Origin of the sequence: Deinococcus malanensis (assembly GCF_014647655.1) — a bacterium.
Classification (GTDB): domain Bacteria; phylum Deinococcota; class Deinococci; order Deinococcales; family Deinococcaceae; genus Deinococcus; species Deinococcus malanensis.
In genome coordinates, this window is record NZ_BMPP01000009.1 from 147402 (window position 1) to 172426 (window position 25025).

The window sequence follows — 25025 nt, forward strand, 5'->3', positions numbered from 1 at the left end:
ATTATTCACTGCATATACATAATATTGGAAGGTGGTCAGCAAGGAACTCAGCAAAGAGCAGCGGCAGAAACGTATTCAGGACATTATCGCCCGGGAGAGCATCAGCACCCAGGGCGAGCTTGTCGAGCGCCTGCGTGCCGACAACATCCAGGTCACGCAGGCCACCATCAGCCGCGACATCAACGAACTTAGGCTGGTGCGCCTGCCTATCGGCAAGGGCCGTCACCGCTACGCCCTGGCCCAGATGACGGGCCACACCGACGTCGAAGAGGAGCTCGGGCGCCTGTTCCAGAATTTCGTGCACGATGTGGACCGTGGTGAGAACATGCTGGTCATCCGCACGGCCGACGGGCACGCCACCGGTGTGGCCCTGCTGCTCGACCGCCTGCGCCGTGACGATATCGTGGGCACCCTGGCCGGCGAGGACACCATTTTCGTGGTGGCGCGCACCACCCTGGAAGCTGAAGCCCTGATGGAGGAATTCCACGCCCTGATGCTCGGATAGGCCGGGATGTGAGCAGGCCGCCGGAAACCCTCTCCCGCGGCCTGCACTGTTGGTTCAGACGGTGGGTACAGGCGCCTGTTACGGGACGTCGTCCTCGTCCAGCACTGGCACGTTGCCGACCGGCAGCACCACGTGCGCCGTGGTGCCCTGGCCCAGGGTGCTTTCCAGCCAGATGCGCCCACCGTGGGCGTCCACGATGCCCTTGGCAATGCTCAGCCCCAGCCCGGCGCCGCCCTGATCGCGGCTGCGGCTGTCCTCCAGGCGGTAGAAGCGGTCGAAGAGACGCTCCAGTTGATCCTCTGGAATGCCCGGGCCATCGTCCTGTACCCGCAGATGAACCTGGGCTCCGTCCTCCTCCAGACTGCTGCGCAGCGTCACGGTCCGCGCCCCGGCTTTCAGCGCGTTGCCGACCAGATTGATGACCACCTGCCTTAGCCGGTCCGGATCTCCCTCGAAGGGCACGTCCTGGCCAGCCACTTCCAGGGTGGTCTGCTGCGCCTGCGCCAGCGGAGCCAGTTCCCGGGAGATCTCACCAAGAAACAGGCTGGAGAAAATAGGCGCCCTGTTCAGCACCAGGGCTCCACTGTCCGAGCGGGCCAGCTGCAACAGGCTGGCGATCAGGTTGGTCAGGCGCTCGGATTCGCTCTGGATAATCCGGAGGCTTTCGGCCTGCTGCCCCGTGGGGTTGGTGCGCCGCAGCAGATAACTCGCGTGGCCGCTGATGGCGGTCACCGGCGTACGCAGCTCATGGCTGGCGTCGCTGGTAAAGCGCCGCTGCGATTCGAAGCTCTGCTCCAGGCGGCCCAGCATCCCGTTGAGCGCCTGCGCCAGGGCCTGGACCTCATCGTCGGTCTGCGGTTCCGGAACCCGCTCGCCGAGGTTCTGACCACCGATCCGTTCCGCCGCGCGCTGAACCTGCCTCAGGGGACTCAGGGCCTGCCCGGCCAGCAGGTAGGCTCCGGTGCCGGCCGAGGCCAGTCCAGCCAGGAACAGCAGCATGATCACGCTGCGGAGCTGGGCCAGGGTATCGGTGATCTCGTCGAGGCTCCGGCCGACATAGGTCACCGCCAGCGTCTGGCTGCTGTCCTCTGGACTGCCCAGCGGCGCCGGATGCAACTGAACCGGCTCCAGCCGTACCAGAACCCGCATCAGGGTCGGGGCTTTCTTGAACGTCTCCTTGACCTGCAGGTTCATCAGCAGCCGCCTGTCCGGGGCCTCGATCAGCCGGGTGAGCGCCTGATCGTCCAGGCGGATGGGCTGCATGGGGTCAATGGCAATGACTTGGCGGCTGGCATTCATCAGGGCCCGCAGAAAGTTCAGCAACCGGGTGCGCTCCGGGGCCGTGCGCGCCACCTGCAACTCGGTGGTCAGGCCCTGCAGATCGTAGAACGACAGTTCCTCGACCTGAATGGACGAGGATGGAAACTGGTAGCGCAGAATGATGGGCTGGCCGCTGGCGTCCCGGACCACCGGAGCGTCGGCATTGCCCAGGTTCAGGGCCGAGGCCACCGCCGTGAAGCTGCTGTAGGTGTCCTGCAACTCGCGGTCCAGGCCCCGGATCAAGCTGGTGCGCATCATATACAGCGCCGCGACGGCCACCACGGTCAGCAGCACCGCCAGCAGCGCTGTATAGAACAGCGTCAGGCGCCAGCGCAGGCTTACCACGACAACTCCAGCATGTGCGAGAAGATAGTGCTTTCAGGCGCAGCGCGGCGCACATGGTCCCGCCCTGAGTGCTTACAGGGCAGGACCCACCGGAGCCTCATGCTTATTCTTCGCGCAGCACGTACCCGACACCACGGACCGTATGGATCAGGCGGCGCTCCCCGCCCTCTTCGAGCTTGCGGCGCAGGTACCCGATATACACGTCCACCACGTTGCTGCCCCCAGTGTACTCCGGCCAGACTTTTTCCTCGATCTCAAACCGCGAGAACACCTTGCCCGGGTTGCGGGCCAGCAGTTCCAGCAGCTCGAACTCCTTGGCCGACAGTTCCACGCGGCGGCCTCCACGGAAGATCTCGCGGCCGTCGAGGTTCATGACCAGGTCGGCCACACGGACCTCACCGGTCACAGCCGGGTTCACGCGCCTCAGGTGGGCGCGCACGCGGGCCAGCAGTTCTTCGATGGAAAACGGCTTGATCAGGTAATCGTCGGCACCGGAGTCCAGGCCCTCGACCTTGTCCTGAATGCCGTCCTTAGCAGTCAGAATGATGATCGGGGTGTTGCTGGTCTTGCGGATACGGCGCGCCACTTCCAGACCATCGAGCACAGGCAGCATCAGGTCCAGAATGACCAGATCGGGGTTGACTTCACGAAATTTCGACAGGCCGGTCACACCATCGAAGGCCACCTCCGTGGCGTAGCCTTCGGCGGCAAGTTCCAGCTCGATAAAGCGGGCAATGTCTTTTTCATCCTCAATAACGAGAACGAGCGGTTTGCGTTCCATGACCGCCAGTGTATGAAGCGTTCTCATGAGAAGCCGTCCGCGGGGCTTAATCCAAATTCATGGCCGTCATGTGCCGCAAACCTTCTGGGCCCTCAAGTCGCTTCAGAAAAACCGGCCGCTCAGGCGGTGCGGCGGGCAGGCAGAGGAATCAGGGTATGGGCCATGCAATCCTGCCCGAAGCCCTGTAATTCCAGCCTGCGCTGCGCTCCGCCCTGCTGTGCGGGCTCAAGACGCCGCAGCACACCGCCACAGGCCAGCGTTTCCCCAGGTTGGCTGGCTTCGCACAGGCGGCGCGCATAGTTGACCGGTAGGCCGTAGGCACTGGGCTGCCCTCCCACGACGCCGGTAATCACTTCCCCCACCGCTACGCCGGCCCGCAACTGCAGCGGCAATCCCAGCATTTCGGCCAGACCGATCCGGGCTGCACGTTCATGGGCCTGCAGCGCCGCCCGGGCCGCATGGGCGGTCCGGTCAGCCGGCCAGAGCGCCAGCACGGCGTCACCCTGATGTTGCAGCACCTCGCCGCCTGAGGCCTCGAAACTGAGAATCATCACCTGCACGAATTCGGTCATCAGGGCCATGTAATGCGATAGGGGCAAACGGTGCGCGATGACCGTACTGCCAACCAGATCCACCATCACCAGGCAGGCCTGAATACTTTCCAGTTCCTGGGGTGCAGGGAGGGGCAGCAGCAGTTCACGCATGGATACCTTTATCTTATCTGAATCCAGAGACAAATAAAACTCTGCTTACCGTCGTTACCGGCATTCCTCGGTTTTCAGTCGAGTAGGAAACCATGAAGTGGAGCTGTAGTACGGAAACTGACCCAGTCCCCGGGCTGCAGTTCGGGCAGGGGCGCGAAGGCGGCCAGGACCAGCGGTATACGGGCCTGCACCACGCACACCTGCCGCGACACGGTCACCACCTGGCCTTGTCCTTCCAGCGCAGAGACCCCCAGCAAGACAAGCTTTTCCTCCTGGTTCCCGGGCAGCGCCACCAGGGCGCCGGACTCCAGCACGCCGTGCACGATGACCTGTGCAGGTCCAGCTTTGGCGGCGTAGGGGCCGTTACGGTCGAACAGGTACAGGACCCGGCCGCCGGCGGCAAACTCCATCAAGGGGCTGCCCTCGCGCTGGGGGTATAGCGTTCCCTGAGCGGCATATTCCGCAAAACGCGCCGTGAACTCGCCTTCGGAATTTTCCAGTGTCAAGCCAGCCCTCCACACGCGCGCATCATGGGGATTCTAGCGGTCCATCATCGCCCAGTATGTCCGTCCCCAGCCAAGCCAGGGTGGGGCGCGGTACTCCCGCAGCGTCCAGCACCGGATCGGCCCGCTCCAGGGCAAAGGTGCCTTCTACCTCCCGCAGCACATGAATCAGGGTCAGGCCCAGCAGACGTTCCAGGACGGCCCAGGCCAGGCTGCCGGGCTGATGGCCGTCCCGGGCACGGGCCAGCAGGGTCGCGGCCCACCGCTCGTCGCCCAGGGTAAACGCCTCCATGGCCTCAGCCGGCACCAGGGCCCTGAGGTCCGGCAGATACCTCAGGTCAGCGTCCGCCACGCCACATCCACGATCACCCCGGCCAGCATGGTCAGTGCCAGCCACATGTTGGCGTCGAAAAAAGCCACATTTGCGCGGGTCAGGTCCTGCGGGTTCACGATGCGGTGCTCGTACAGCAGGATGGCCCCCATAGCCAGGGCCGCTAGGAAGTACCAGGCGCTGGCGCCAGTCACCACGCCCACCAGCAGCAGCAGCGCAAAGGTCAATGCATGGCTGGCCGCCGCGATCTGCAGGGCGCGCGCGATCCCAAAGCGGACCGGAATGCTTCTGATCCCATTCCTGACATCGAAATCGTGGTCCATGGTCGCGTAGATCACGTCCAGGCCGATCATCCAGAAGATCACCACAGCCCATAAAGCCCAGGCCCCAGGGGCGAACTCGCCGGTCACGGCGATCCAGCCCCCGGCCGCCGCTGCACCGTCGGTGATGCCCAGCCAGGCATGACATAGCCACGTGAAGCGCTTGGTGTACGGGTAGCCGATCAGGAAGACGACCGCCAGGGGCATCAGGGCCAGACAGAGCGGATTAAGCTGCGCGGCCGCCAGAGCCATCACCACCAGGCTCACCCCGACCAGCACCCAGGCCTGCGCTGGGCTCACTTTGCCAGCAGGCACTTCCCGCCCTGCCGTGCGGGGATTTCTTGCATCGATATAGCGGTCAATGACCCGGTTGGCGCCCATTGCAGCAGTGCGGGCAGCGGCCATGGCCAGCGTGACCCACAGCAGCGTGTGCCAGCCTGGCCAGCCGTTTCCGCTGCTTTGCATGCTGGCCAGCAGCATTCCGGCGTAGGCGAACGGCAGCGCAAACACGGTGTGTTCGAACTTCACCAGATCCAGATAAGTTTTCAAACTCGGGGCGGCACTCATCAATGGGCCAGCATACGCCTGATCACCTAGGCGACTGCCCTGGAAGTCTGCTATAGTTCCGGACGCGCGTGTGTAGACGAGGCGTAGCGCAGGCCGGTAGCGCACTTGGTTTGGGACCAAGGGGTCGCAGGTTCGAATCCTGTCGCCTCGACCAGATTGCCCCATGGGCAGCGCACGCGCATTAGCGGGATTGGTGTAGTGGTAGCACAGCAGCCTTCCAAGCTTCTGGCCTCGGTTCGAATCCGTGATCCCGCTCCAGGAATAAGAAAGACCTCCCCAAAGGAGGTCTTTTTTTGTTGACGGTCAATAGTGTCTGGAGGGGCTTCATCAACCGCCAGCGCACACGAAATCCTGGGGAGGGTCAAAGTTGCTGATCTGTGCGTTGATCCGTATCGGCGACGGTCAAAAAGCTCCCCTCAGAGGGATACTTTCGGCGTCAGGACTGCTACCGACTTACGCTCAGATCAGTAGTCAGACGCACTTTCACCTGCAAGCTGAGCCGGGTCTTCACCTGCCCCACCGTACCTCAGGACCCATAAGGAAGAAGAGTCCTGACCTGACGCTTGTCCTTCCGATGCTGCATGAAGTCTTGTTCACTAGCAGGCAAAGCCTGGTTACGGATGTTTTTTACTCTGGGCAGTTTGGCGCAGTGCAGCCCAGGTCTGGCGTGTTATATTTCTCAGGCCGAAAGGGACGTTCAACACGGCCAAAATCCCACGTGCGCCCTTAGCTCAGTTGGATAGAGCAACCGCCTTCTAAGCGGGACCTCTGTCCTTTTTTTGGTTCTTCGGCACGTTCTTTTCAATACTGTGAAAACACTGCAGTGATCGTCCAGTACATGTTTTAGTAGTAATTCTTTACAGTATAAAAACCGCCGGGCCCGTATTGATCGATTTTAGGCAGATCAGAGCTTTGCCGGAGCAATGGCCGACGTTTGGCCAACGCCAGCCATCAGAAAACCTCGTTGCAGAGGAACAATACTAACTTTTACTACTAGGTTGCCACACTCCCATCTGCGTGGGAAATGCGGGGCGACTTCCTCGTATACATCAACATCAGTGATGGGGTTTAATGAGTGCTGACCCTAGCAGTTAGTGATGACCACATGGCGCCGTACTCTAGTCCCACCCAACCGCCGGGACTAGAAAGCCCGGATAATTCCAGGTCCCTGCTAATCCTCTCGACTTATTAACAACATAGGGTGGGCCTGAGGCTGGCGCTCATAACAACTTTCAATCAGGATGGAGTTATGCCTTCAAAAGCAGCTCTTGCTCGCACGTACGACCTGCTCGCACTGCAAGAAAACCTTGAAGTTGTTGCGGGTCCTTTCATAGGCGGTCTCGTCTGTATCGAACGTCGCAACCAACCCTGGCGTATCGATACCATCACCACCATTACCCCCTTGAGCATCACTACAGCGGGCGGGTACAGCTATGACACGGCCACGGGCCGGCCTCTGTTTGACACTAAAGAATTCTGGCTGCACCCGTTGACTCCGGAGAACCTCGCGTACCTCATCCTCGCTGAAGGGCTCCGTGTTGCAGCAACCCTGAAACCAAGCACGCTCACGCCGGAAGAACGCTCCGAGCTGATGCCAGTTGCGCAGAGCTTAATCCGGGTCTACAACCGGCTGCGTGAAGGCAGTCAGCACCGCTTGCGGGAACGCTCTTGAGCGGGGCATCAGGAGTTGCCCGGGGCGCCCGCTAAAGCGATCATTCTTAGCCATGGAGCTTGGCTGAGACCAGCCCGCCACCACAGCCCCGACGGTCTTTACTGAGAAGGGGCTGGGTTATCCATCCCACCCTTTCGAGGGTGGGATGGATAACCCAGCCGCCCGAAGGGCGGAGTGCTGATGCTTATGTCTGAGGCGAAAGCGCCGCCGCGTGGTATGCTGGAACAGCAAAAACCCGCCGCCTTTCTGGGGAGTCAGGCGCGGGGACGGCGACACCTTACAGGGAGGTGAACGCACATCCAGACTACCACCCACCTCAAGGCATTCCGCTACCGTCTGCGTCCCACGAAGGCGCAGGAAGCTGCGCTGACCGAACAGCTCCGGCTTTGCCGCAACCTGTACAACGCGGCCTTACAGGAACGCCGGGACGCCTACCGCAAGGCAAAGAAGACCGTGACCGGGTACGACCAGATGAAGTACCTGACGGAAATCAAGGCGGCCCTGCCGGAATACGCCGGGGTCTACTCGCAGGTGCTTCAGGACGTTCTCAAGCGCCTGGACAAGGCATTCAAGGCGTTCTTCCGCAGGGTCAAGGAAGGCTCCAAGCCCGGCTATCCCCGTTTCCAGGGGCGGGACAGGTTCGATTCCATCTGCTACCCGCAGTCGGGATTCAGCGTGTCGGACAAGACCGCTTTCTTCTCCAAAATCGGGAACATCCGAATCCGGCTGCACCGCCCGTTGGAAGGCAAGGTCAAGACGGCCACCATCACGCGGGACTGCGGAGAATGGTACGTCAGCTACGTGTGCGAGGTGGAAGCCCAGCCGCTTCCCGTTTCGGGAAGCTCGGTGGGTGTGGACGTGGGAACGACATGGTTTTGCATCACCTCCGATGGGGAGTTTGTGGAGAACCCCCGTCACTTTCAGGGGGGTCTGAAGAAGCTGCGGGTGGCTCAGCGTGCGGTCAGTCGCAAGCGGAACAAGCGGAGCAACAGGCGCAGAAAGGCCGTCCAACAGGTCGCAAAACTGCATCGGAAGGTCGCACGGCAGCGACTCGACTTCCACCACAAGACCGCTCTCAAACTCGTCCGAGAGAACGATTTGATAGCCCACGAAGACTTAGGCGTCGGTGCGATGGGACGGGGCAACCTGGCCCGCAGCATTCACGATGTGGGCTGGGGTCAGTTCTTTTCTCTCCTTTCCCAGAAGGCAGAATGGGCCGCTCGGAAAGTGGTGCGCGTAGACCCCCGGTACACCTCTCAGCGGTGCAACGCCTGCGGGCACACCTGCCGGGAGAACCGAGCGAGTCAGTCGCGCTTTCGGTGTGTCGCCTGCGGTCATATGGACAATGCCGACCTGAACGCAGCGCGGAACATCCTGGGGCGGGCCGTCCCATCAGGCATCAACGTAGCGGTAGTGAACGCAAGCGTTGCCTGAAAAGCCAAAGGATTCATCCGTTGGTAGGTCACTGAAGAGCGCCCAGACACCTTAATTGCTGGTCAGGGTCAGCGTGATAACGGTATTCAGGTCTGCCGTGGCGGCGGGAGTTGCCCGCGCTCCGATCCTGTAGCGCGTCGCTTCGCCCGCCAGCAAATGCAGGGTTCCGTCCTGCCGGTAATACACATTGGACTGGGACCCGCTCACCCCGCTTACGGCCGTTCCAAGAGCCGTACCCATCGCCTGGTCGATCCCGCTGCCCGCGACCGTCCATGCCAGAAAATAATTCGCTTGTGATCCCGACAGGCTCAAGGTCAGAGATGAACTGCTTGGCAGGTCGTACGACACGCCTATGATGAAGTTCGCTCCGTACACATACGCGTCGTTGCGGGTCTGGCCAAGCGGATAATTGACCCCGAAATCAGCGGGCAGGCTCGCGTCCGTAAGAATCTGCACGCTGACCGTCTGCGCCGAGGCGCAGGAAAGCAGCAATAAACAGACAGCAAGATAGCGGCGTCGCATGGGCCTCCAGCATAAGCCGGACAGAAGTACCCTTCTGCCCGGCTTAAAAGTCTCAGGTTTAGTTGGCGGTGGCGGTCAGGGTGATGGTGGTGCTGAGGCTGGTGACGGCGGCGGTGGTGGATTTTGCGCCGATCGCGAAGCGCGTCGCACCTGTCGAAGTGCCAAAAGCGTTGAAGGCGGTGGTGGTGGCACCGCTCGCGTACGTGTCGGTCGCTGTGCCGCTGGCCGTGGCGGTGCCGACGCTGGTGGAGAACGGCACGTCCGAGGTGAGGGTGCCGCCGCTCGGGGTGTGGCGGTACGCGAGGAGGTAGTTCGCTTGGCTGCCGGAGAGGGCCAGAGAGACGTTGGTGGTGACGTTTGCGTAGGTAAGTTTGATCAGAAAGTTGCTGCCGTAAGCGAAGGTGCTGTTGTTCAGCTGATTAAGGGCGTAGCCGGTGCCGAAGTCCGCCGGCGTGGCCGCATCAGTCATGAGCACGACGCTGACGGTGGGGGCGGGCACGGTGCCGGTGGCGGTGACGGTGTCGGTGCCCGTGTTCGCGAGGGCGCCGGAAGCCAGGCTCAAGCTGGTCAGGGCGAGCAGCGCGGTACGGAAGGGAACGGCGAACAGGGGGGTACGGTTGTTCATTTCGACTCCTAGAACAGCAGTCGGCAGCGCTGAGACAACGATGGTTCAGCAAGGCCGGATCGGTCGCACCACTTGCTCCACACATTCCAGGTGCCCGGTTACGGAATGTGCTTCATTGCTTTCCAACCCAAGCAGGAGGTCCTGATGGATGTACACACCGTAGTGGCGGCTTTCTTACCTCCTCCTTACGTCAGGCTCATCCCTCGCTCGTGAAGGCCGTGAATGTCAGAACACTTGGCGTGACGGTCATTCCCCCTTGACCCGCCTTCAGCCTTCGAGATGCATGACAGGGAACAGGACGAAGAAGGAACCTCCAGGCAGTGCCCGGCCGGAAGAACTGAACCAGCAAGGCTCCGAATGTCTTCAGCCACCCTGTCCCACCCCGTGGATTCTCACCAGAACACAATCGGCAGCTTCATAGCGCACCAATCACGGCACCGCAGCATTCAGCCACGCCCGGGTCATGCCCGTGTGACAGGGCTGCGCCTAGATTTCATGCTGATGGCCCCTTCGTCTCGCCCTGTTGTCCGCGCGTTTACCCGCGTGGCGTCACTGACTGCAGCCTTGCTGCTGTCGATGGCGCCCGGACTCACGGCGGATTCCCCGACGAAGGCACTCCCGGCGGTCACACTGTCCACGACCGGCGAGGCGCTGGCGGTCATGCACCTGCCTGCGGAGTTACACAATCTCCCGCTCGAACTGAACCTTATCGGCGACCTGCCGCCAGGCATTCACGTCACGTACCCCCGGAAGCTTCCGGCAAGCCCCACGCCGCTGCTGCCCCTTTCCCTTCGCGTCGATACCCCAGGCAACTTGCTGGCTAACTTCGTCATGACTTTCAGCGTCACCACTCCGCAGGGAGTCCAGCATCTCGAAGTGCCGGTGCGCTGGCCGGAGTATGCGCAACTGGTGGTTCAGGGTCCGGCTGAGGCCGCCGTTCTTCCTGACGCGCCTGCCCGCATTCCGCTCCAGGTTCGCAACACAGGCACCGGCGCGGCCGACGTCACCGTCACCGCCGATTCAGGCACCATCGAGTCCCCCTACCTGCGTCTCATGCCAGGGGAGCAGCGCACCGTGCTGCTCGTGCTCCCGGCTGCTCTCAGCCAGCAGACTGCGACCGTCACGTTCAAAGGCGGCCTCAGACCCGTCACCCATACGTTACGCATCCGGGGGCACACGGGAGCTGGGGCGGATTCTGCCTACGGCGTCCGCTTGCGAACCAGCCTGAAAGCAGAATCCGGCGTCACGGCAGGTGTCACCGGGTCACTCCTGATTGACGGGCGCCTCAGCCGGATTACAGCTGTTCAGGCCGACATCGAACGTCAGGCCTCCGGCTTCAAGCTCAAAAGCGCCAGCGTGACACACGGCGAAACACGCCTGAATGTTGCCGAATCCGATGCGAGCAATCCTGCGGGAACCGTCGGCCGCGGCGCGTATCTGGCCCACCGCTGGCGTCCAGGAGGAATCGTCCGGCAGGTCGAGGTAGGCGCAGCGGTGCCGGAGCAGGGGGCCGCACGCGTCGGAATGAAAGCAGACCTGATGACGGCCACTGCAAGCGCGAGTGTCACAGCAAATGTCAACAGCCAGCTGCGTGACCCGGCGGTGAGCGCCACCGGCAGTACCGGCCCGTTCAGCGTGTCGCTCTTTGTGGCCCCTGAGCGGAGTGTGCCGTGGACAGCGGCCGCCACCTACCGCACTGAAGCGGCCGAGGTGCAGGCCAGTGCCTCAGGCGGCCGGAGCAGTTGGGCAGCGCTGGATACTCAATGGAAGGAACTGCCCGGCCGGCCTAAATTCGGGGTCCGCGCCGACTTCTCAGCGCAGTCCCTGTCCGCCGTTACGATCAGCGGCACCTACGGACCGGCGTCCGCGACCTTCAAGCAGATGACGGCCGGCCCGTGGGAACTCGCCGCCGGGACCTCGTACACCACAAAACCCGTCACAGGACGCATTGAGCTGAAGCTCAACGGCAACCCGGGCGGCCCTCTCGGCGGCGTCGCGACAGCCAGCGGTCAGGGTCAGTTCGGCGTAACGCAGTGGAACCTGCTCGGTTCCGTGTACCTGAACCAGCATGGCGTCGCCCGCTCTTCCCTGAAGGCACAGACAAGCACGCCGGTCGGGGCCGGGACCGTGAAAATGGAAGCGACCGCAGCAACCGACGGTGCCCTTGACCTCGCGGTCAAGGGTGTGGGATACGCGCAGGCGCTGGGCGGTCAGTGGACCCTGGAAGGCGGGGCGCACGCGGTTTCCCTTCTGACTCGTCCTCAACTTCAGCTTTCGGCGCAGGCGACGTATGCCTCACCGGGCGGGTGGGGCGGCTTCGTGGGCACGACGCTTCCCCTGTCAGGAGGACCTCTGCACCTGAAGGCCGGGCTGAGTTACTCCACGTTTTTGCCCACGACCGATAAGCTTGCTGAACTGCTCGCCGGACCCGACCCGAGTCGCCGGACTGTGCGGGTGGTACAGGACCTCAACGGAACGCTCCAGCCCCTCGCAAATGTCCGTATTTCGGCGTGTAACCGGCAGTTCCAGACGAATGAGCGCGGCGAAGCCACAGTGACTGGCCCGACCAGCGCCTGTCTGGCAACCGTCAACGTCAACGACCTTCCAGCACACATGGTGATGATTAACAGCTCGGCCGAGGTGGCACCCGGTGGGACCGTGACGTTCCGTGCTCAGCCGGCAACCGTTCTGCAGGGTCAGGTCTCCTACACTGATCCCGATACCGGTGCGCTGGTTTCTGACGGTCCATCCAAGGTCGTCCGTGTCAACCTGACCGGTCCCGAGGCCCGCTGGACCACAGTGCAGCTTCCTGGCGGTCAGTTCGAGTTCCACGATCTTGCGCCCGGTCAGTATCGGGTGTTCATTGACGGGCAGCCTCCCGTGGACGTGACTCTGCCGGCTACCGGTGCATCGGTCATTGTGCCCACGCCGGGACCACGGCGGACTGTGCTCGACAGCAGCGCGGTGACTCCCAGCCTGCGCCTGATCTGGGACAGTGTCGTGATTCAAGCAAGCCAGGCTCCCAGGCTGCGCCTGCGCCCCGGCGCACCCCTGAGGGAAGTGACGGTCCAGGTGGGCAGCCTCACACGGACCTATTCCGCCGCCACTCAGCCCCAGGACGACGAGTGGGTGCTGACGCTGCCCACCCCTCAGGAGACCGGCAGCGTTCCTGTCACCGTCACGGCTCACTTTGCCAACGGCACCACTGCCCGTCGGAGCACCCACCTCATTGTGACAATCCCCTCACCCCCATGAACACGCCGTCCCGTAGCCCACACCCACCAGGCGAAAGCCAGCATTCCCACATCCTTGCCGTTTCCGGAGGTCTTATGAAAACTCTGTCATTACTTGCTCTGCTCTCCCTCGCTTCGTCCGCTGCTGCGGATGTGTATATCAGCGGCCCACGCACGCTCACCCTGAAGCCCGGCACCAACGAAGTCATCGAGTACACCCTGACCAATTCAGGCACGTCACCCGTGCGCGCGACCATCTTCAGCAACGATTACACGCAGGCGCCCGACGGCACCATGGTGCACGCGCCGGCCCTGAGCCTGCCGCACAGTCTCGAGCGGTTCATGAAGTTCAACCAGACAGCCTATGTGGTTCCAGCCCAAGGGACCGTCAAGGTCCGCGCCAATGTTTCTGTACCTGCAACCGCCACCGGCGGGTACTGGGGCGTCATTGGGGTCGACGCAGAGACTCCGGCGGTTAGTGCAGGCGGAAACGCGGTAGGAATCCGGGTGCGGTACGCCATGGTGACGGCCCTTGAAGTCACGGGGACAATGAACCACGACGTCCGGATTGAGAATGTTGCCACCGAATCGGGAAGCTCTCCCAACGTCCAGGTCACCTTCCGGAATAGCGGTAATGCCTACGAACGATTCACGCTGCGGGTGACCTACCAGGACACCGCCGGACGTAAGACCGAAACCACCCTCCCGTCCGTGGTTCTTCCGGGAACCGTGGACCTGGTGGTCGCTGCACCCCCAACGCTGGCTGCCGGAACATACGCCGTGTTCGTGACCGCTGAGTACGCCAACGGCACCCGCGCCGAAGCGGTCTCCACTGTCAACATCGTACGTAACTAACCCGCTGACCTCGGAACCGCAAGTGCCCAAGCCTTATACGCATGGGCTCGTGTCTAGCCTGAAGACATGCACGCTCGGGTTATCCCCGAATGCACGCTTCAGATAGTGGGCCATCTGTCGCTCGGCCTCATCCCCAGCTTTCTGGAATCGGTCACCGGTAGGCTGGCGAAGATAGTCCTTAACAATCATGGGGAGTCACAGAGTACCGGTGCCTTGCGCCCCATGCATTGCATCTTACCGAGGAGAGTTCGTGGCGACATTTATTGCCTTTCTGCAAACGGGGGTGGGGTTATGGAACCTTCTCCCCCGGATGAGCGGAGAATAACGTTCTCGGTGGTATTGCACACAGGCAAGATCGATTTGATGACGACCATGAATCTGTAGACGGCCTGGATAACCGATGAGGTCAAAATTATCCTGTACGGCGAGTCCACCATGATCGAATAACACATGATGGTTCGGGCAGAGGCACAGTAAGTTTGAGGCCGAATCGGGACCATCATGCGGACTTCCTAAAGGCCGAATATGAGCTGCCTCGGCATATGGACCTTCAGACGTCTCCAATCGCGTTCCACAGATCTGGCACTGGTAGTCATAGAGGACCTTGATAGCCCGGGCAACCGCGGTATCACGAATAATGCGCTGCACAACGGTGGCTCTCCGGATCACTGAACCAGATTCCGCTGATTCATTTGCGAAAGATTCTTCAACCTCCACTTTGACCAGTCGGAACCGCCAGATGCGATACCCGGACCGCCCCAGCTCTTGCCAATGATCTTCTACACGGTAGAGCCCGCTGTATTGGTACCCCGTCAATGGAGAAAACGGAGAGCGGTGCCGGCTACCCCGTGTCACCCGAAGAGGTAGGCCATCACGATGGTTGAGCGCCAACGCCAGGTTGCCTCGAACCAGTTCTTGATGGGCGACCTGCTTTCCGGTCGCGGGGTCGCGACCCCCTTCGCCGGTGTACACGATGACGTCTCCCTCGTCATGATCGTCTTCATAGCCGCCGGAGAGGACGATCGAATCGGCACCTTCAAAACCAGAGCCACTGATACCTGCTTGCGTAGGTGGGTGAACTTTGGCATCACGGAGTTCTTGGCGAGAAGCGAAGGTGGCGCCTTCCGGGACCCCTGGAATGGCGCCGAAGTGACGTGTTGACATGGAATCAGTCTGACACTTCAGACCTGGCAGCGTTTATCACCACGAGTGCACCCCTACTTTGCTGTGCTACTCATTCCGACTTGTTAACAGCCCTCCTGCTACTTTTTGCCTTTGTGGGTTCTGAAAGGGATGATCTCAATCTACTTTTTTTGGCTAAGTAGCTTATTTTCCACTTATATCAGGGTCTTGAGCCCAGCTTTTGCGCCGTCTCCTGGCTTGGTCAGGCTAATTGCCATCCCCCATCCGATACACAAAGTTCCTCATAAACCGGGGGGGATGACCTGCTTGCAAGTGACCTAAGGTAAGAAGGTAACGAGTGGTCACACACCGAAGGTTATTCCGAGAGCAGGCAACCGGCTCACCTCCATGGCCGTCATCAAACTCAGCATGTATTCGGCATATGCCTGCTTCACAGGAACGGGGGCATTCTTTTTGATGCCCTTTGAGGCGTACCGGAGCAGTTTTTTATACTGACTTAAATTCTTAATTGGCCGGCTACGATAGACAAATACCTCTCTTCTCAGTTTCACAACATCATCGACATGCACTACTCCGTGGGCATGCCACCCCTTGCCATTGGCCCCATATTCGGCCTGCAGACGTCCCAGGCTGGGTCCCAGGTGGTGGAGATAGCCCCGCATACACTGCACCACCCATGCAGGTGGAACTTCTGGAAGTCTGTTCATCGTTGCTTCCGGGAAATGCACCGTGACCCCTTGAAGTGAAGCCAAGTCTCCGTCCACGGCTTGTAGAAGCCGGGAGGCCCATCCGTGGGGGCTAATCAGATCAACCCGCCCCCACCGTTCAGCAAAGGAGGGCAAACGCCCATAGGTGGCGATATACCTCACCAGGTGCGGATATTCTTCCACCTTCAGTTGATGCGCCTGAGCTGTCCAGGCCAGCAAATTAGAGCTAGGGCTCACGCTGAGCCCTTGCCGGGGGTGAATGTGATGCATGTCTTCCTCGAACAGAAGTAGGGCAACAGCCACAGGGCCTTACGCAAGCACAACTAGAGTCATGCCTGGCTATGGGTTATGAAGATGCTGGGAATATCTGAGACGAAAGGTCCAGTTTAATAGACCTATCGTTTGTTACGAATATCAACTCGATGCCAACAAACTTGAGTCAATTAAATCAGATTACTTCCACACGTTCAATCACACGTTTTACTACTAAAGCCCTGCACTCATGTATGAGGTTTTCGAATAGAACTTACTCGAAAACCCGTTGGTGATCAGGCTTTTATCCTCTACAAGAGCGACATAACCAGTTTCCTTTCAAAGAAGAAAACCTCACCCCAAGAGACTAGGGCTATGAGACCTAAAGTAAGCATTTTGCCCGCGCGTTCGGTAACCTCCTCAACCACCGACACTCTGGACGTCCTCGTCCGTATCAGCACCCCAGTGCAGGAAGCAGGAGCAGCTCGGCCCCCTCTTGATTTGGTCTTGGTGCTCGACCGCAGCGGGAGCATGCGAGGACTTCCCCTAGCCCTCGCCAAAAACGCCGCCAAGCTCGTCGTAGGGCAACTTGGTCCAGATGACCGAGTGGCGGTGGTGGCGTTCGATCACCGGGTCGAAGTGGTGGCTCCTTTACAGGAGGTCAAAGACCTTGCACAGCTCGAATCCCTCATCGATACCCTGCAGGTCGGGGGCAGCACCAACCTTTTCGGCGGATGGCAGACCGCCTCTCGTCTCCTGCTTTACGGAGCCGAACAAGGTCGCCTTTCCCGAATTGTGCTGGTTACCGACGGCCGGGCCAATGTGGGACTCCGGGAACCTCTGATCATAGGGGAACACGTTGCACAGGCTCAGACTCAGGGGGTGAGCACCAGTACAGTCGGTGTTGGGGTACGTTACGACGAGAACCTTCTGGAGACCCTGGCAGGTACTGGTGACGGCAACTATCACTTCGCAGAGCGTCCTGACGAGCTGGAAGACACCTTGCAAACTGAATTGGCCAGCCTGAAAGCCACATTAGGACGCCGGGTCAGTCTGGGCCTACGGGGAGTCAAGGTCAAAGACGCTCTTAATGATTTTGGCCGTGTCCACAGTGGACGGCTGGCATTGCCCCCTCTGCGTGCGGGGCGCACGCTTGATCTGGTCTTCCGTCTGATCGTAAGTGACGAACAGAAACTGGCCCTCCGCCTGGCCTGGGACGACGCCACGGGAGAACGACACAGCGAACATGTCATGCATACCTTCCTGGCGGTTCCACAGGGCTTTAATGAGCTGGAACAGGCAGAGGTGGTCCGTGTGAGAGAAGGGCTGCTGGCTGCGAGAGCGCAGCGTACGGCCGCCCAACTTGCCGACATCGGCGATCTGAGTGGAGCGCTGCTGGCACTGAGCAGCATCAGGAACCGCCTGCAGGTCGAGAGCCTGCGGTCGGCAATTTCCCTCACCTCTGAGCTTCATCAGTTGGGCGAAGTGGAACGTCGCCTGCGGCAGAACAACCGGAGCGCTGCTAGCAAACTGGCACGCAAGCAGTCATACGCCAAGCAGAGTGGCCGAGAAGGCTAAAACTTGAGCAGTGGACACCTCCACACCAGTTAGGGCTTGGGCTGAACATCGTCTCGATAACGATGTTCAGCCCAAGCCCTAACTGCCCCCTACAGGTCTTTGGGGACTGGAGGGACAGGTCCCGTGGGGCGACCGTCGAGAAGGATGCGACCCTTCCCATCCACTGTCATGTTGATGTCCAGATTCGACTTTTCAAGGTCTGCTTTGACTTCCCGCCTGAGTTCTTCGATAAGGCTTCCCAGTCGCCCTTTAAGGTCGTCCACCTCTGCTCGCAGCCTTTCAGCCTCCTCATGCCATCGGGCCGACTCTTTCAGATGAGCCTCTGAGACAGCTGGCTCGCTAGCCTCTGTGGCAGCAGCACTTGCCCGCTTAGAAAAGTCTTCTGCTCGCTCAGATGCCCGACTTCTCCGGTTGATCAGGTCATCAAATATTGTTCGATCTTCTTGCTTATCACAGGGACGATGATGTCTTCGATCTGCTGTTGTATACGAGGCCAGATCTTCTCCTGTACCGGCGGCCAAACGTTCTTAACAAACCACTGCATGATTCTTTCAAACAGCTTTTCTGGGACTTTCATGTCTTTTACCATCCTGTGTTAGAAGCACTTTAGGCAGACGACTCTAGCCTGCCTCATCTCAATACCGCTGCTCTCGTCGCCAGGCATCTTCCAGGCAACGCTCCAGCACCAAATCTATGGCCTCCAACAACAATTTGTTTGGCGTGGCGTGAGGCCGTTCACGCAAAATGCTAGCCACCACCTCTTCGTCAGACAGTTCCGGAACTAAACAGGCCAGAGCAGCACTCGCCATCGCTGTGCTTCGGCTCATGCCGGCAAAGCAATGTACATGTAGCCAGGCTGGCTGAAATTGCTGCAGAAAGCGCTGCACCCTTTCCACATGCCAGGTCTCTGGAACCCAGTCGAGGAGGTCCCCGTCAGCATCGTGGAACGTCAACTCAAGGACCGGCGCACCAAGGGTCTCCACGACTACGGGTCGGCCATCCCCCGGGTCAGCAATGCTGATCACTGCATCCACTTCGCTCAATTCAGGGAGATCATGCACACCGCTGACGGTCACGCGTGGACTTTCATGCCTCATTCTCCCTCCCCGAACGTTGGCACCTGAAAGACGAGAATGTGCCAGCCTTCTGACCCGTTGCGCGCAGCTGCAATATGTACAGCCCTCAACTTGGCATCATCCAGGGCAAAAACTTCAATAGCAGATTCCAGCAGGACGTGCTCCATAGCAGCCAGGATGGCTAACTCCCCCTGGATCGGCACAATCAGAGCCAGATGGCCGCCAGCCTTGATGGCCCCCCAGCAATGCCCCAGAATCTCAGTCAGCCACTCCGCATACTGATCCAGGGTCTTTTCCAGGCCTCCTGGAGTGGGAGGATGAGCCACCAGCAAATCCGCCACCGTCTGATTCCTTTCCCCAAACAGCTCTCCCAGGTCATTGGTGCGCAGATCCAGCTCGGCGATATAGGGCTTGGAGGGCTCGATATCGCTGGCCCAGGCTACATGACCAAGTTCGGTCGCCATCATCGGCACCACGCCATCTCCTGCCATCGGATCGGCGACCACACCAGCCGAAGGCACGTATCTGGCGATCAGGCTACGCGCAACGTAGGGATGCAAGCCTTCCAGGAAATCAACCTCTTCAGCTGGGTAAACCCACACGACTTGTCGTGGGTCATACACCCGGACCTTCCGGCCTGTCGTGGCTGCAGGCGAGAGCCAGCCCTTCTCAGCAGGCACCTGTGCCTTTTCGTAGAGATGTGCCGATAGCTGACGTCGCTGTTGCACTTTGGTGCCGCTCAGGTCAAGCCCAACGAGTAGCCCCTTGGCTTCCTCCCGGCCCAGTCCCTCCATCAGCTGGAAGTTAGCCCCATTGGCCAGGAGGCGGCGGCGCTCACTGCCCCACCGTGCGATGTAGCGCAAGTGCAAGGCGTACTGCGTGTGACCGATGTTGAGCTCGTCCAACACCCGAACCGCCTCAGCACCGGCTGGCGTATCCGCCTTCATCTCTGCACTGAACCGAGTAAGCAGTTCTTCTTCTCCGGCTTGTGGCCGCTCCTCCACAACAATAGGGTTGCTATACCGCTGTCCCACCACGCTGACCAGTTGGCTATAGGTGAGCCAGGTGCGTCCACTTCGAGCCATTCCTTATTATCTCATTTTCTTCTTTGAAAGAAATGCGCCAAATGGCTCAACGATGTGTTCTATCCCTACCTGATCAGATTTTGCGATTGATCTGGCTCTTTTCAGGGTTGTTCGTGCACCGCAATCTACTTAGCCAGGAAAAGTAGCCCTTTTCTAAACAACATGCGAGCTACTTGTTTTGAATAAGTAGACCAGAATCAATCTACTTAACATGATTTGTTAGATTTTGACACACTAAGAAAAATTTACTCGTGGTAACTAACTCGCAAATCGACAACCCCAGGAAAGAGGATCGGAAAAATATCTCCATCACCGCACTCACTTTTCAGACCTTCTCGCAACGAATAAATCCCGACTAAGACGTACTTGGCCGGGAATAATCTATTTATTTCTCGTATATAATAATTTCCAGTAGCCGCGCTGAAAATGTTCCTTTTTCGTATCTCCAGCGTGTAAGTGAGCTCAAGTCAACTGGTGGCCCGTAGCTCAATTTCCCCACGCCAGTTCAGGCCTTCCTGATAGGCCGCCCAAACAATGCGCCCAAGAACCGGCTGATCTGCAGTAGAGAAGCTCGTCTCCAAATACAGTGGGATCCCTCCCTTCTCCTGTGCTGCCGCTCTGGCTTTCCAGGCCTGGAGGTGATTGCGCATCAAGACCCATGTAAGGAGATCCGCATCAAGGGGAATGTATGTACAGAACACATCCGCTGAGATCCAACTGGGGGTCACCACCAGGCGGAGGGTGGTTGGATCCGCGTCGAACATCAAAAAGACGGTTATTCCTTCAGGGCTCACAGGCCCCCAGCGCCAGCATCGTAATAACCCGACGACACTGCGCAATTGTGCTTCCAGGCCCTCGGCTCCCGGTGGAGCGTGTGGGAATGGTGCCTCGTGCAACTTCCAAAGGTCAGTCATACTTCCTCCTTAGGCTGCGTAGGAGCGCCTGGCTGAGTTGTCCCTCCCGCCAGCCTGCGACGACCAAGCGGGTCAGTGCGGCGAGCGCCTTCGTGGTGGTCGCGTGCTCCAGAACAAGCACAACTTCCTGGTAGTCCTCAATGGCAGTTTCGTCCATGGCATCGACGTGGCGGCTTGGCAACACTTGATCTATCCGGAACTTCCACGATCGGTTGGTGTGCAGTTGCAGGAGCCTGACGAGATCATCGGCCCGCTGGTAGATCTGCCCAATCGGCAAGTCAATGAACACCTCGTTCCCTCGGATCAGGACATGAATCGATTGCCATTCGCTGCCCAGTCCGAATACAGCGCTATAAGCATCCTCGTTCCGCGAATAACTCAGCCACCGCAAGAGCGGACGCAGGGGCTGCAAGGCCGAATCCATCTGCAGAAACACTGGGTCGTCAGGCGGAGATTCAAGTCCATCAGCAGCCAGTGGCCAGAGAGAAGCAGTCGGTTCTTTGCTTGCCAGGAGCAGATCGGTCTCGGTCATGGCGTGTCCTTCTGTGGTGCCTCAGCACTGTTCTTACGCCCAATTCTCCGCTCGACATCGATAGTCCAGTTCAGTGCTGCCACCTGCCGCTCCATAGCCTCCAATCGTTCCAGCACGGTGCCTTCAAGCATCTGGAGGCGTTCAACGGTGATGACTGGCTGCTTCTTCTGAAGAGGCCATGGAATGTCCCACAGCACCCGAATCTTGCCCTGGCGGTTGCGATGCAGGCGCCGACGCCCTCTGGGCTGATTGTTGCCGAAGGTCATGCCTTTCCAGGCTTCTGCTTCGGCCACAAGCTCGTCATAGCGGCCCGCGTAGGGTCGTGACCGAAAGGGGCGCATCTTCTGGACCTGGCTGGCTAGGGAGCTGTCCCTTCCATAAACACCAGAGAGGTACACCTGCATCTCTCGCCCCACATCACTCAGGATCGCGTGATGGAGTCGGGCCACCCGACGTTTAGCCAGAACCTCAACGAGTTCGGGATGCCCGGCGAGTGTCGCGGCCATCTGCCGTCGCAGGGTGCGCTTGGCGGCGAGGAGCCGGTTGATTTCTGAAATCACATCTATCTCGGGTTGACCATCCTGGTCAGTGACGTCAACAGCCAGTTCCCTCTTGAACCGTCGGTGAAGTTCTTCGAGCCTTCGGCTGGTACTGCGATGCCGGTACAGCACTTCGGCGAGTTTCATCCCCTGACCCTCCCTCGGCGTGAAATCCGTGCATGGTTATGACAGTGCGCCCTGAATCGTGCTCAATGCGGTCTGAGTCGTGCACCGCTCGTCGGATTAGGCAGTCCACTGAGACGGCAGTGGTCACCGTTGCACGCGCCTTTCACGCTTACCTTCTCGCCGCCGACTCTCTAGCTCACCAGATCGTTCCTCCAGTTCGCTGCCTGAATGGCGATATCCAGCGTGCGCCGCTCCTTGGCCCTACGGTCCACTTCCTTTCGGAGGGCACCAACATCCAGGGTCGTCAGATACCGCAGCTCGCTGTACGCATAGCGGTCGTTTTTCCGAGATCCTGCCTCTGCCAACGACCGAAGGATCGCCATACGCTCATCCAGCAGGTCACGATCGACAATCGCTTCCGTAATCGTCCGCCCATCTGCCAGCTTGGCAGTGAGGTTGGTGCGGTGAATACGAGCAATAAGCTGCCCGTACTCTGCGAGAAGGCCGTCCAGTGCTTCCAAGAGCTCCTCTGGACTCTCGTGTGGCGCATCGCCTTCCTGGACTACCGCGCTGGCCTGCAGACGGCTCCTGAGGTCTTCCAGGCGGGTCTTGTATTCCTTGCGCGTAATCAACGCCTCTGCCAGGATCATCCGTGTCCTCCGATGCCATGGAAATCCATAGCGGTACCTCCAGAACGCATCTGGGAGTGCTAAAAGGTGGGCCTGCGCCATCGCTACTTAGTCGTGCTGAGTAGCTTGTCTGTTACTACTCAGGCACGTTCCTATTTTTTCACCACCTCTATTTATTCGTTGAACGAATCGGTGGTGTGGGAGGTAGGGGATGAGACTGCCCAAGATACAGAACGTTCCAGACCTAAAGACCGGCCGGGTTGGTAGTCTCATTGGCCTCCGTCCACACAGCTCTTCGTTCAAAGAAGGATTCGGCGGCTTGAAAAACTGTGTCCAGGCCGAAGCGAGATCACTCGCCACGGTAGGAGGCAGATCCATGGCACAACGAAAGAAGGCGGGGCACGGGCAGGGGTCCATTACTGAAGTGCGCCAGTTACCCAATGGCGACCGAGTCTGGCGTTGGGCGATCCGGGCACAGGCGCCAACTGGTGAAAGCGAGCGTCTCTGCGGGACGTTCACGGGTCGGCGGCGAACCGATGCTCGCAGCATGATGCTCAAGGCAAAGGAGGCGTTTGAGGCAGGCACAACACCACGAGCAGACCGCACCTTAACCATTGCCCAGCTGTTGACCGATTGGCTGGACAACGATCGGACCAATGATGGACTCAGTAAGCGGACCATTCAGCTTCAATCGGCCCTGATCCGCCTCCATATCGCACCTCGGATTGGCAAGTGGACCGTGGTGGCCCTCAGTGCTGGTGAATTGAGCAAGTACTACCGAGCACTCCTTAAGGAAACGGAGCTGGAACGCACCCGGTATCAGGTCCATACCGTCCTCAAAAATGCGCTGGCCTACGCGGTGAAGCAGGGGTACATCAATTTGAACCCACTCCGAGAAGTCCGGGTGCCTCAAAGACTGGAACGGCGCCAGCAACTCGCTCTGGAACAGGAACGGGTAAAAGCCTGGACGCCCGACGAGGCAAAAAGGTTTGTCGAAGTCGCCTTGGCTGAAGGGCATACTCATTCGTACGCCTGTGTTCTAGCGTTGAGAACGGGCCTTCGCAGTGGCGAAGTGTATGGCCTTCGCTGGGAAGAGGTTGACCTCGCACAAGGCACGGCCAGCATCACTCACATCGTTGCAGGCGGGGCAGGGGGTCGGCGCGTCACCCAACCCAAAACGCGCACCTCCAGGAGAACCATTCTGCTGAGCGAAGGGGCAGTGCAAGTATTACGGCTGGCGCAGCAGTTTCAGGGATGGGTGGAAGGAGACGAGGCCACCGGCTACGTGTTCACCACCCGGGCGGGTGAAATGCAGCACCCAGACAACAGCAGACGCACGTTGGAACGTCTGTGCAAAAGAGCGCAGATTCCCTTTCTTTCGTTCCATGGGCTGCGGCACACATTTGTGAGCATCGCGGCTGAGAGCGGCCTCTCGGTTCAGCACATTTCCAGTCATGTGGGGCATGCCAATACTCTGGTGACTCAGAAGGTTTACATTCATCTCCGACCGGAGTTACAGGAGCGAATCAATATCGAGATTTGACCTTTGGCCGACGTTTGGCCGACGGACTCAAGCGCGTGTCCCTCCTGTGGTATAGTCCTCACGCTGAAGTCGCGTTCAGCACGGTCAAAACCCAAGTTCGCGCCCTTAGCTCAGCTGGATAGAGCAACCGCCTTCTAAGCGGTCGGTCGTAGGTTCGAGTCCTACAGGGCGCGCCAGAAAAACCCCCGAATCACCGGGGGTTTCTGTTTTATGAAGGGGTCAAAAGTGCCGGTGATGAAGCTTCGACACTCTGAGGAATACTTCTACCTGTTGTCATTCAGGTATGAGGGAAAACTCCTTGCAGCCCCAACCCCCACCGATCGATCTGTACGGCAGAAGAGGTTTACTTGAGCTTGTCTTCCGCCGAGTCGACCGCTTTTTCTCCGGCTCGCCTGAGCTCCCCACCCGCGGTGCTTAAGGCACTCCTGGGGCTGTCGCCCTGGGCCATGCCGGATACCGCGTCTCCAGCACGCGTCAGGTTGCCCTCAATACCGGGATTCACGCGCTTCAGGAGGTCCTGTACCGTCTCTCTGACAGACGGGTTGGTGCGGTACAGGGCATAGGCGCCACCCGCCACCAGAATCAGCCCCCAGGGAAACCCACCGTCTGAGGAGCGCTTACCGCGGAGTTCCTCAAGGTCCTGCTGCACCTGCCGCAGTTCCTTCTGCTGCCGGCCAAGCACCGCAACCATGCTGGCCTGCTGCTTGGCAAACTCCTTTTGCAACTGAGCAGCCGTTTTCAGCTCGGAATGCGCCTCTGCCCGCTGAACCTTGTGCTTCATCTCTTCAATGGTGTCCTGGATGGTCTTCATGGCGAGCCTCCCTGACAGGCGAGTCGAAATTTCCTGTCCCAAAAAGTGTGACGAGTTTCAGGGCAGCTTTCCTGTGCAGCGAGTAAAGGGCATCAGAGGCATCGCTGGAATCCCTTTCATGTGAAGCGTCGGTTCCATCGGAAGAGCCAGAAAGGGTGAGCCACCTCTGCAGACTGCCCTCCCCCTCACGGCGGTATGTTCTGGCTTTTTACAGTCGGGGTCATGTCCTTCGCCAGAGCCATGGGGCAAGGGCTCCACCACTACCTCATGGTTCAGGTCAGACATCGTTGCAGGAAGACTGGATAGCCCAAGGCCCGGACCGGAACGCTTTACCGTGACGTTCCTGTGTGGAACGAGTGGCTAGTGTGCCTGA

At 59.7% G+C, this 25025-nt stretch carries 25 protein-coding genes, 3 tRNA genes and 1 riboswitch; of the genes, 10 read left to right on the top strand and 18 right to left on the bottom strand.

Annotated features, from left to right (window positions below):
• Window positions 1–31: 31 nt before the first annotated feature.
• Window positions 32–505: an arginine repressor gene (argR, locus tag IEY49_RS12120; RefSeq protein ID WP_189008879.1), complete on the top strand. Its 474-nt coding sequence runs from the start codon at window positions 32–34 to the stop codon at window positions 503–505.
• Window positions 506–583: 78 nt separating this feature from the next.
• Here the strand turns inward: argR and IEY49_RS12125 are convergent, their stop codons facing one another.
• The 6 genes from IEY49_RS12125 to mqnP all read right to left on the bottom strand — a co-directional run bounded on the left by IEY49_RS12125 (window position 584) and on the right by mqnP (window position 5376).
• Complete coding sequence (locus tag IEY49_RS12125) at window positions 584–2170, bottom strand: sensor histidine kinase (RefSeq protein ID WP_189008882.1); 1587 nt, start codon at window positions 2168–2170, stop codon at window positions 584–586.
• Window positions 2171–2273: 103 nt separating this feature from the next.
• A complete protein-coding gene (locus IEY49_RS12130; RefSeq protein ID WP_010887388.1) occupies window positions 2274–2951 on the bottom strand; it encodes a response regulator transcription factor in 678 nt (225 codons plus the stop codon).
• 119 nt (window positions 2952–3070) lie between these two features.
• Complete coding sequence (locus tag IEY49_RS12135) at window positions 3071–3655, bottom strand: adenylate/guanylate cyclase domain-containing protein (protein WP_189008885.1); 585 nt, start codon at window positions 3653–3655, stop codon at window positions 3071–3073.
• Between the two features lie 74 nt (window positions 3656–3729).
• Window positions 3730–4161, bottom strand: a complete 432-nt coding sequence (locus IEY49_RS12140) for a hypothetical protein (protein ID WP_229780766.1) — start codon at window positions 4159–4161, stop codon at window positions 3730–3732.
• 22 nt (window positions 4162–4183) lie between these two features.
• Window positions 4184–4510 carry a hypothetical protein gene (locus IEY49_RS12145; RefSeq protein WP_229780767.1) on the bottom strand — a complete coding sequence of 109 codons (327 nt, stop codon included), beginning with the start codon at window positions 4508–4510 and terminating at the stop codon, window positions 4184–4186.
• Window positions 4492–5376 (bottom strand): menaquinone biosynthesis prenyltransferase MqnP, encoded by an 885-nt coding sequence (gene mqnP / locus IEY49_RS12150; protein ID WP_189008892.1) that lies wholly within the window; start codon window positions 5374–5376, stop codon window positions 4492–4494. The genes IEY49_RS12145 and mqnP overlap by 19 nt, the downstream gene beginning before the upstream one ends.
• Before the next feature lie 77 nt (window positions 5377–5453).
• Between mqnP and IEY49_RS12155 the strand changes: the two genes are divergently transcribed.
• The 4 genes from IEY49_RS12155 to IEY49_RS12170 all read left to right on the top strand — a co-directional run bounded on the left by IEY49_RS12155 (window position 5454) and on the right by IEY49_RS12170 (window position 8482).
• Window positions 5454–5530 (top strand) — tRNA-Pro (locus IEY49_RS12155).
• A gap of 30 nt (window positions 5531–5560) precedes the next feature.
• Window positions 5561–5634: transfer RNA gene (locus IEY49_RS12160), tRNA-Gly, on the top strand.
• Window positions 5635–6625: 991 nt separating this feature from the next.
• Entirely contained in the window at window positions 6626–7048 is a 423-nt protein-coding gene (locus tag IEY49_RS12165; protein WP_189008895.1) for a hypothetical protein, read from the top strand.
• A 366-nt stretch (window positions 7049–7414) separates the two neighbouring features.
• Window positions 7415–8482, top strand: coding sequence for an RNA-guided endonuclease InsQ/TnpB family protein (locus IEY49_RS12170; protein ID WP_229780773.1), 1068 nt, complete (start codon window positions 7415–7417; stop codon window positions 8480–8482).
• A 51-nt stretch (window positions 8483–8533) separates the two neighbouring features.
• On the opposite strand, the gene IEY49_RS12175 is transcribed toward IEY49_RS12170, so the two are convergent.
• Window positions 8534–9004: a hypothetical protein gene (locus IEY49_RS12175; protein WP_189008898.1), complete on the bottom strand. Its 471-nt coding sequence runs from the start codon at window positions 9002–9004 to the stop codon at window positions 8534–8536.
• A 58-nt stretch (window positions 9005–9062) separates the two neighbouring features.
• Complete coding sequence (locus tag IEY49_RS12180; RefSeq protein WP_189008901.1) at window positions 9063–9629, bottom strand: hypothetical protein; 567 nt, start codon at window positions 9627–9629, stop codon at window positions 9063–9065.
• Between the two features lie 48 nt (window positions 9630–9677).
• A riboswitch (cyclic di-GMP riboswitch) is annotated at window positions 9678–9761 on the bottom strand.
• A 369-nt stretch (window positions 9762–10130) separates the two neighbouring features.
• On the opposite strand from IEY49_RS12180, the gene IEY49_RS12185 reads away from it, so the two are divergent.
• Complete coding sequence (locus IEY49_RS12185; protein WP_189008904.1) at window positions 10131–12884, top strand: COG1361 family protein; 2754 nt, start codon at window positions 10131–10133, stop codon at window positions 12882–12884.
• Window positions 12885–12958: 74 nt separating this feature from the next.
• A complete protein-coding gene (locus IEY49_RS12190; protein WP_189008907.1) occupies window positions 12959–13717 on the top strand; it encodes a hypothetical protein in 759 nt (252 codons plus the stop codon).
• Between the two features lie 234 nt (window positions 13718–13951).
• On the opposite strand, the gene IEY49_RS12195 is transcribed toward IEY49_RS12190, so the two are convergent.
• On the bottom strand, window positions 13952–14881 hold the full coding sequence (locus IEY49_RS12195) for a YDG/SRA domain-containing protein (protein WP_189008910.1): 930 nt from the start codon (window positions 14879–14881) through the stop codon (window positions 13952–13954).
• A 320-nt stretch (window positions 14882–15201) separates the two neighbouring features.
• Window positions 15202–15837 (bottom strand): hypothetical protein, encoded by a 636-nt coding sequence (locus IEY49_RS12200; protein WP_189008913.1) that lies wholly within the window; start codon window positions 15835–15837, stop codon window positions 15202–15204.
• A 357-nt stretch (window positions 15838–16194) separates the two neighbouring features.
• Between IEY49_RS12200 and IEY49_RS12205 the strand changes: the two genes are divergently transcribed.
• Window positions 16195–17397: a vWA domain-containing protein gene (locus IEY49_RS12205; RefSeq protein WP_268239043.1), complete on the top strand. Its 1203-nt coding sequence runs from the start codon at window positions 16195–16197 to the stop codon at window positions 17395–17397.
• 415 nt (window positions 17398–17812) lie between these two features.
• Here IEY49_RS12205 and IEY49_RS12210 read toward each other — a convergent pair whose 3' ends face one another.
• The 7 genes from IEY49_RS12210 to IEY49_RS12240 form a co-directional block, all read right to left on the bottom strand.
• Window positions 17813–17974 carry a hypothetical protein gene (locus tag IEY49_RS12210; protein WP_189008919.1) on the bottom strand — a complete coding sequence of 54 codons (162 nt, stop codon included), beginning with the start codon at window positions 17972–17974 and terminating at the stop codon, window positions 17813–17815.
• A gap of 58 nt (window positions 17975–18032) precedes the next feature.
• Window positions 18033–18473, bottom strand: a complete 441-nt coding sequence (locus IEY49_RS12215) for a hypothetical protein (protein ID WP_189008922.1) — start codon at window positions 18471–18473, stop codon at window positions 18033–18035.
• 17 nt (window positions 18474–18490) lie between these two features.
• Window positions 18491–19420 (bottom strand): TRM11 family methyltransferase, encoded by a 930-nt coding sequence (locus tag IEY49_RS12220; protein ID WP_189008925.1) that lies wholly within the window; start codon window positions 19418–19420, stop codon window positions 18491–18493.
• Window positions 19421–20025: 605 nt separating this feature from the next.
• On the bottom strand, window positions 20026–20472 hold the full coding sequence (locus IEY49_RS12225) for a hypothetical protein (RefSeq protein WP_189008928.1): 447 nt from the start codon (window positions 20470–20472) through the stop codon (window positions 20026–20028).
• Window positions 20465–21004, bottom strand: coding sequence for a hypothetical protein (locus tag IEY49_RS12230; RefSeq protein WP_189008931.1), 540 nt, complete (start codon window positions 21002–21004; stop codon window positions 20465–20467). Before IEY49_RS12230 ends, IEY49_RS12225 begins: the two co-directional genes overlap by 8 nt.
• Complete coding sequence (locus tag IEY49_RS12235; protein ID WP_189008934.1) at window positions 21001–21690, bottom strand: hypothetical protein; 690 nt, start codon at window positions 21688–21690, stop codon at window positions 21001–21003. Before IEY49_RS12235 ends, IEY49_RS12230 begins: the two co-directional genes overlap by 4 nt.
• A gap of 170 nt (window positions 21691–21860) precedes the next feature.
• On the bottom strand, window positions 21861–22319 hold the full coding sequence (locus IEY49_RS12240; RefSeq protein WP_189008937.1) for a DIP1984 family protein: 459 nt from the start codon (window positions 22317–22319) through the stop codon (window positions 21861–21863).
• 355 nt (window positions 22320–22674) lie between these two features.
• Here IEY49_RS12240 and IEY49_RS12245 point away from each other — a divergent pair, with 355 nt between their 5' ends.
• Complete coding sequence (locus IEY49_RS12245; protein ID WP_189008940.1) at window positions 22675–23841, top strand: tyrosine-type recombinase/integrase; 1167 nt, start codon at window positions 22675–22677, stop codon at window positions 23839–23841.
• 99 nt (window positions 23842–23940) lie between these two features.
• Window positions 23941–24017 (top strand) — tRNA-Arg (locus tag IEY49_RS12250).
• A gap of 167 nt (window positions 24018–24184) precedes the next feature.
• Here the strand turns inward: IEY49_RS12250 and IEY49_RS12255 are convergent.
• Window positions 24185–24652, bottom strand: a complete 468-nt coding sequence (locus IEY49_RS12255) for a hypothetical protein (protein ID WP_189008943.1) — start codon at window positions 24650–24652, stop codon at window positions 24185–24187.
• Window positions 24653–25025 lie beyond the last annotated feature (373 nt).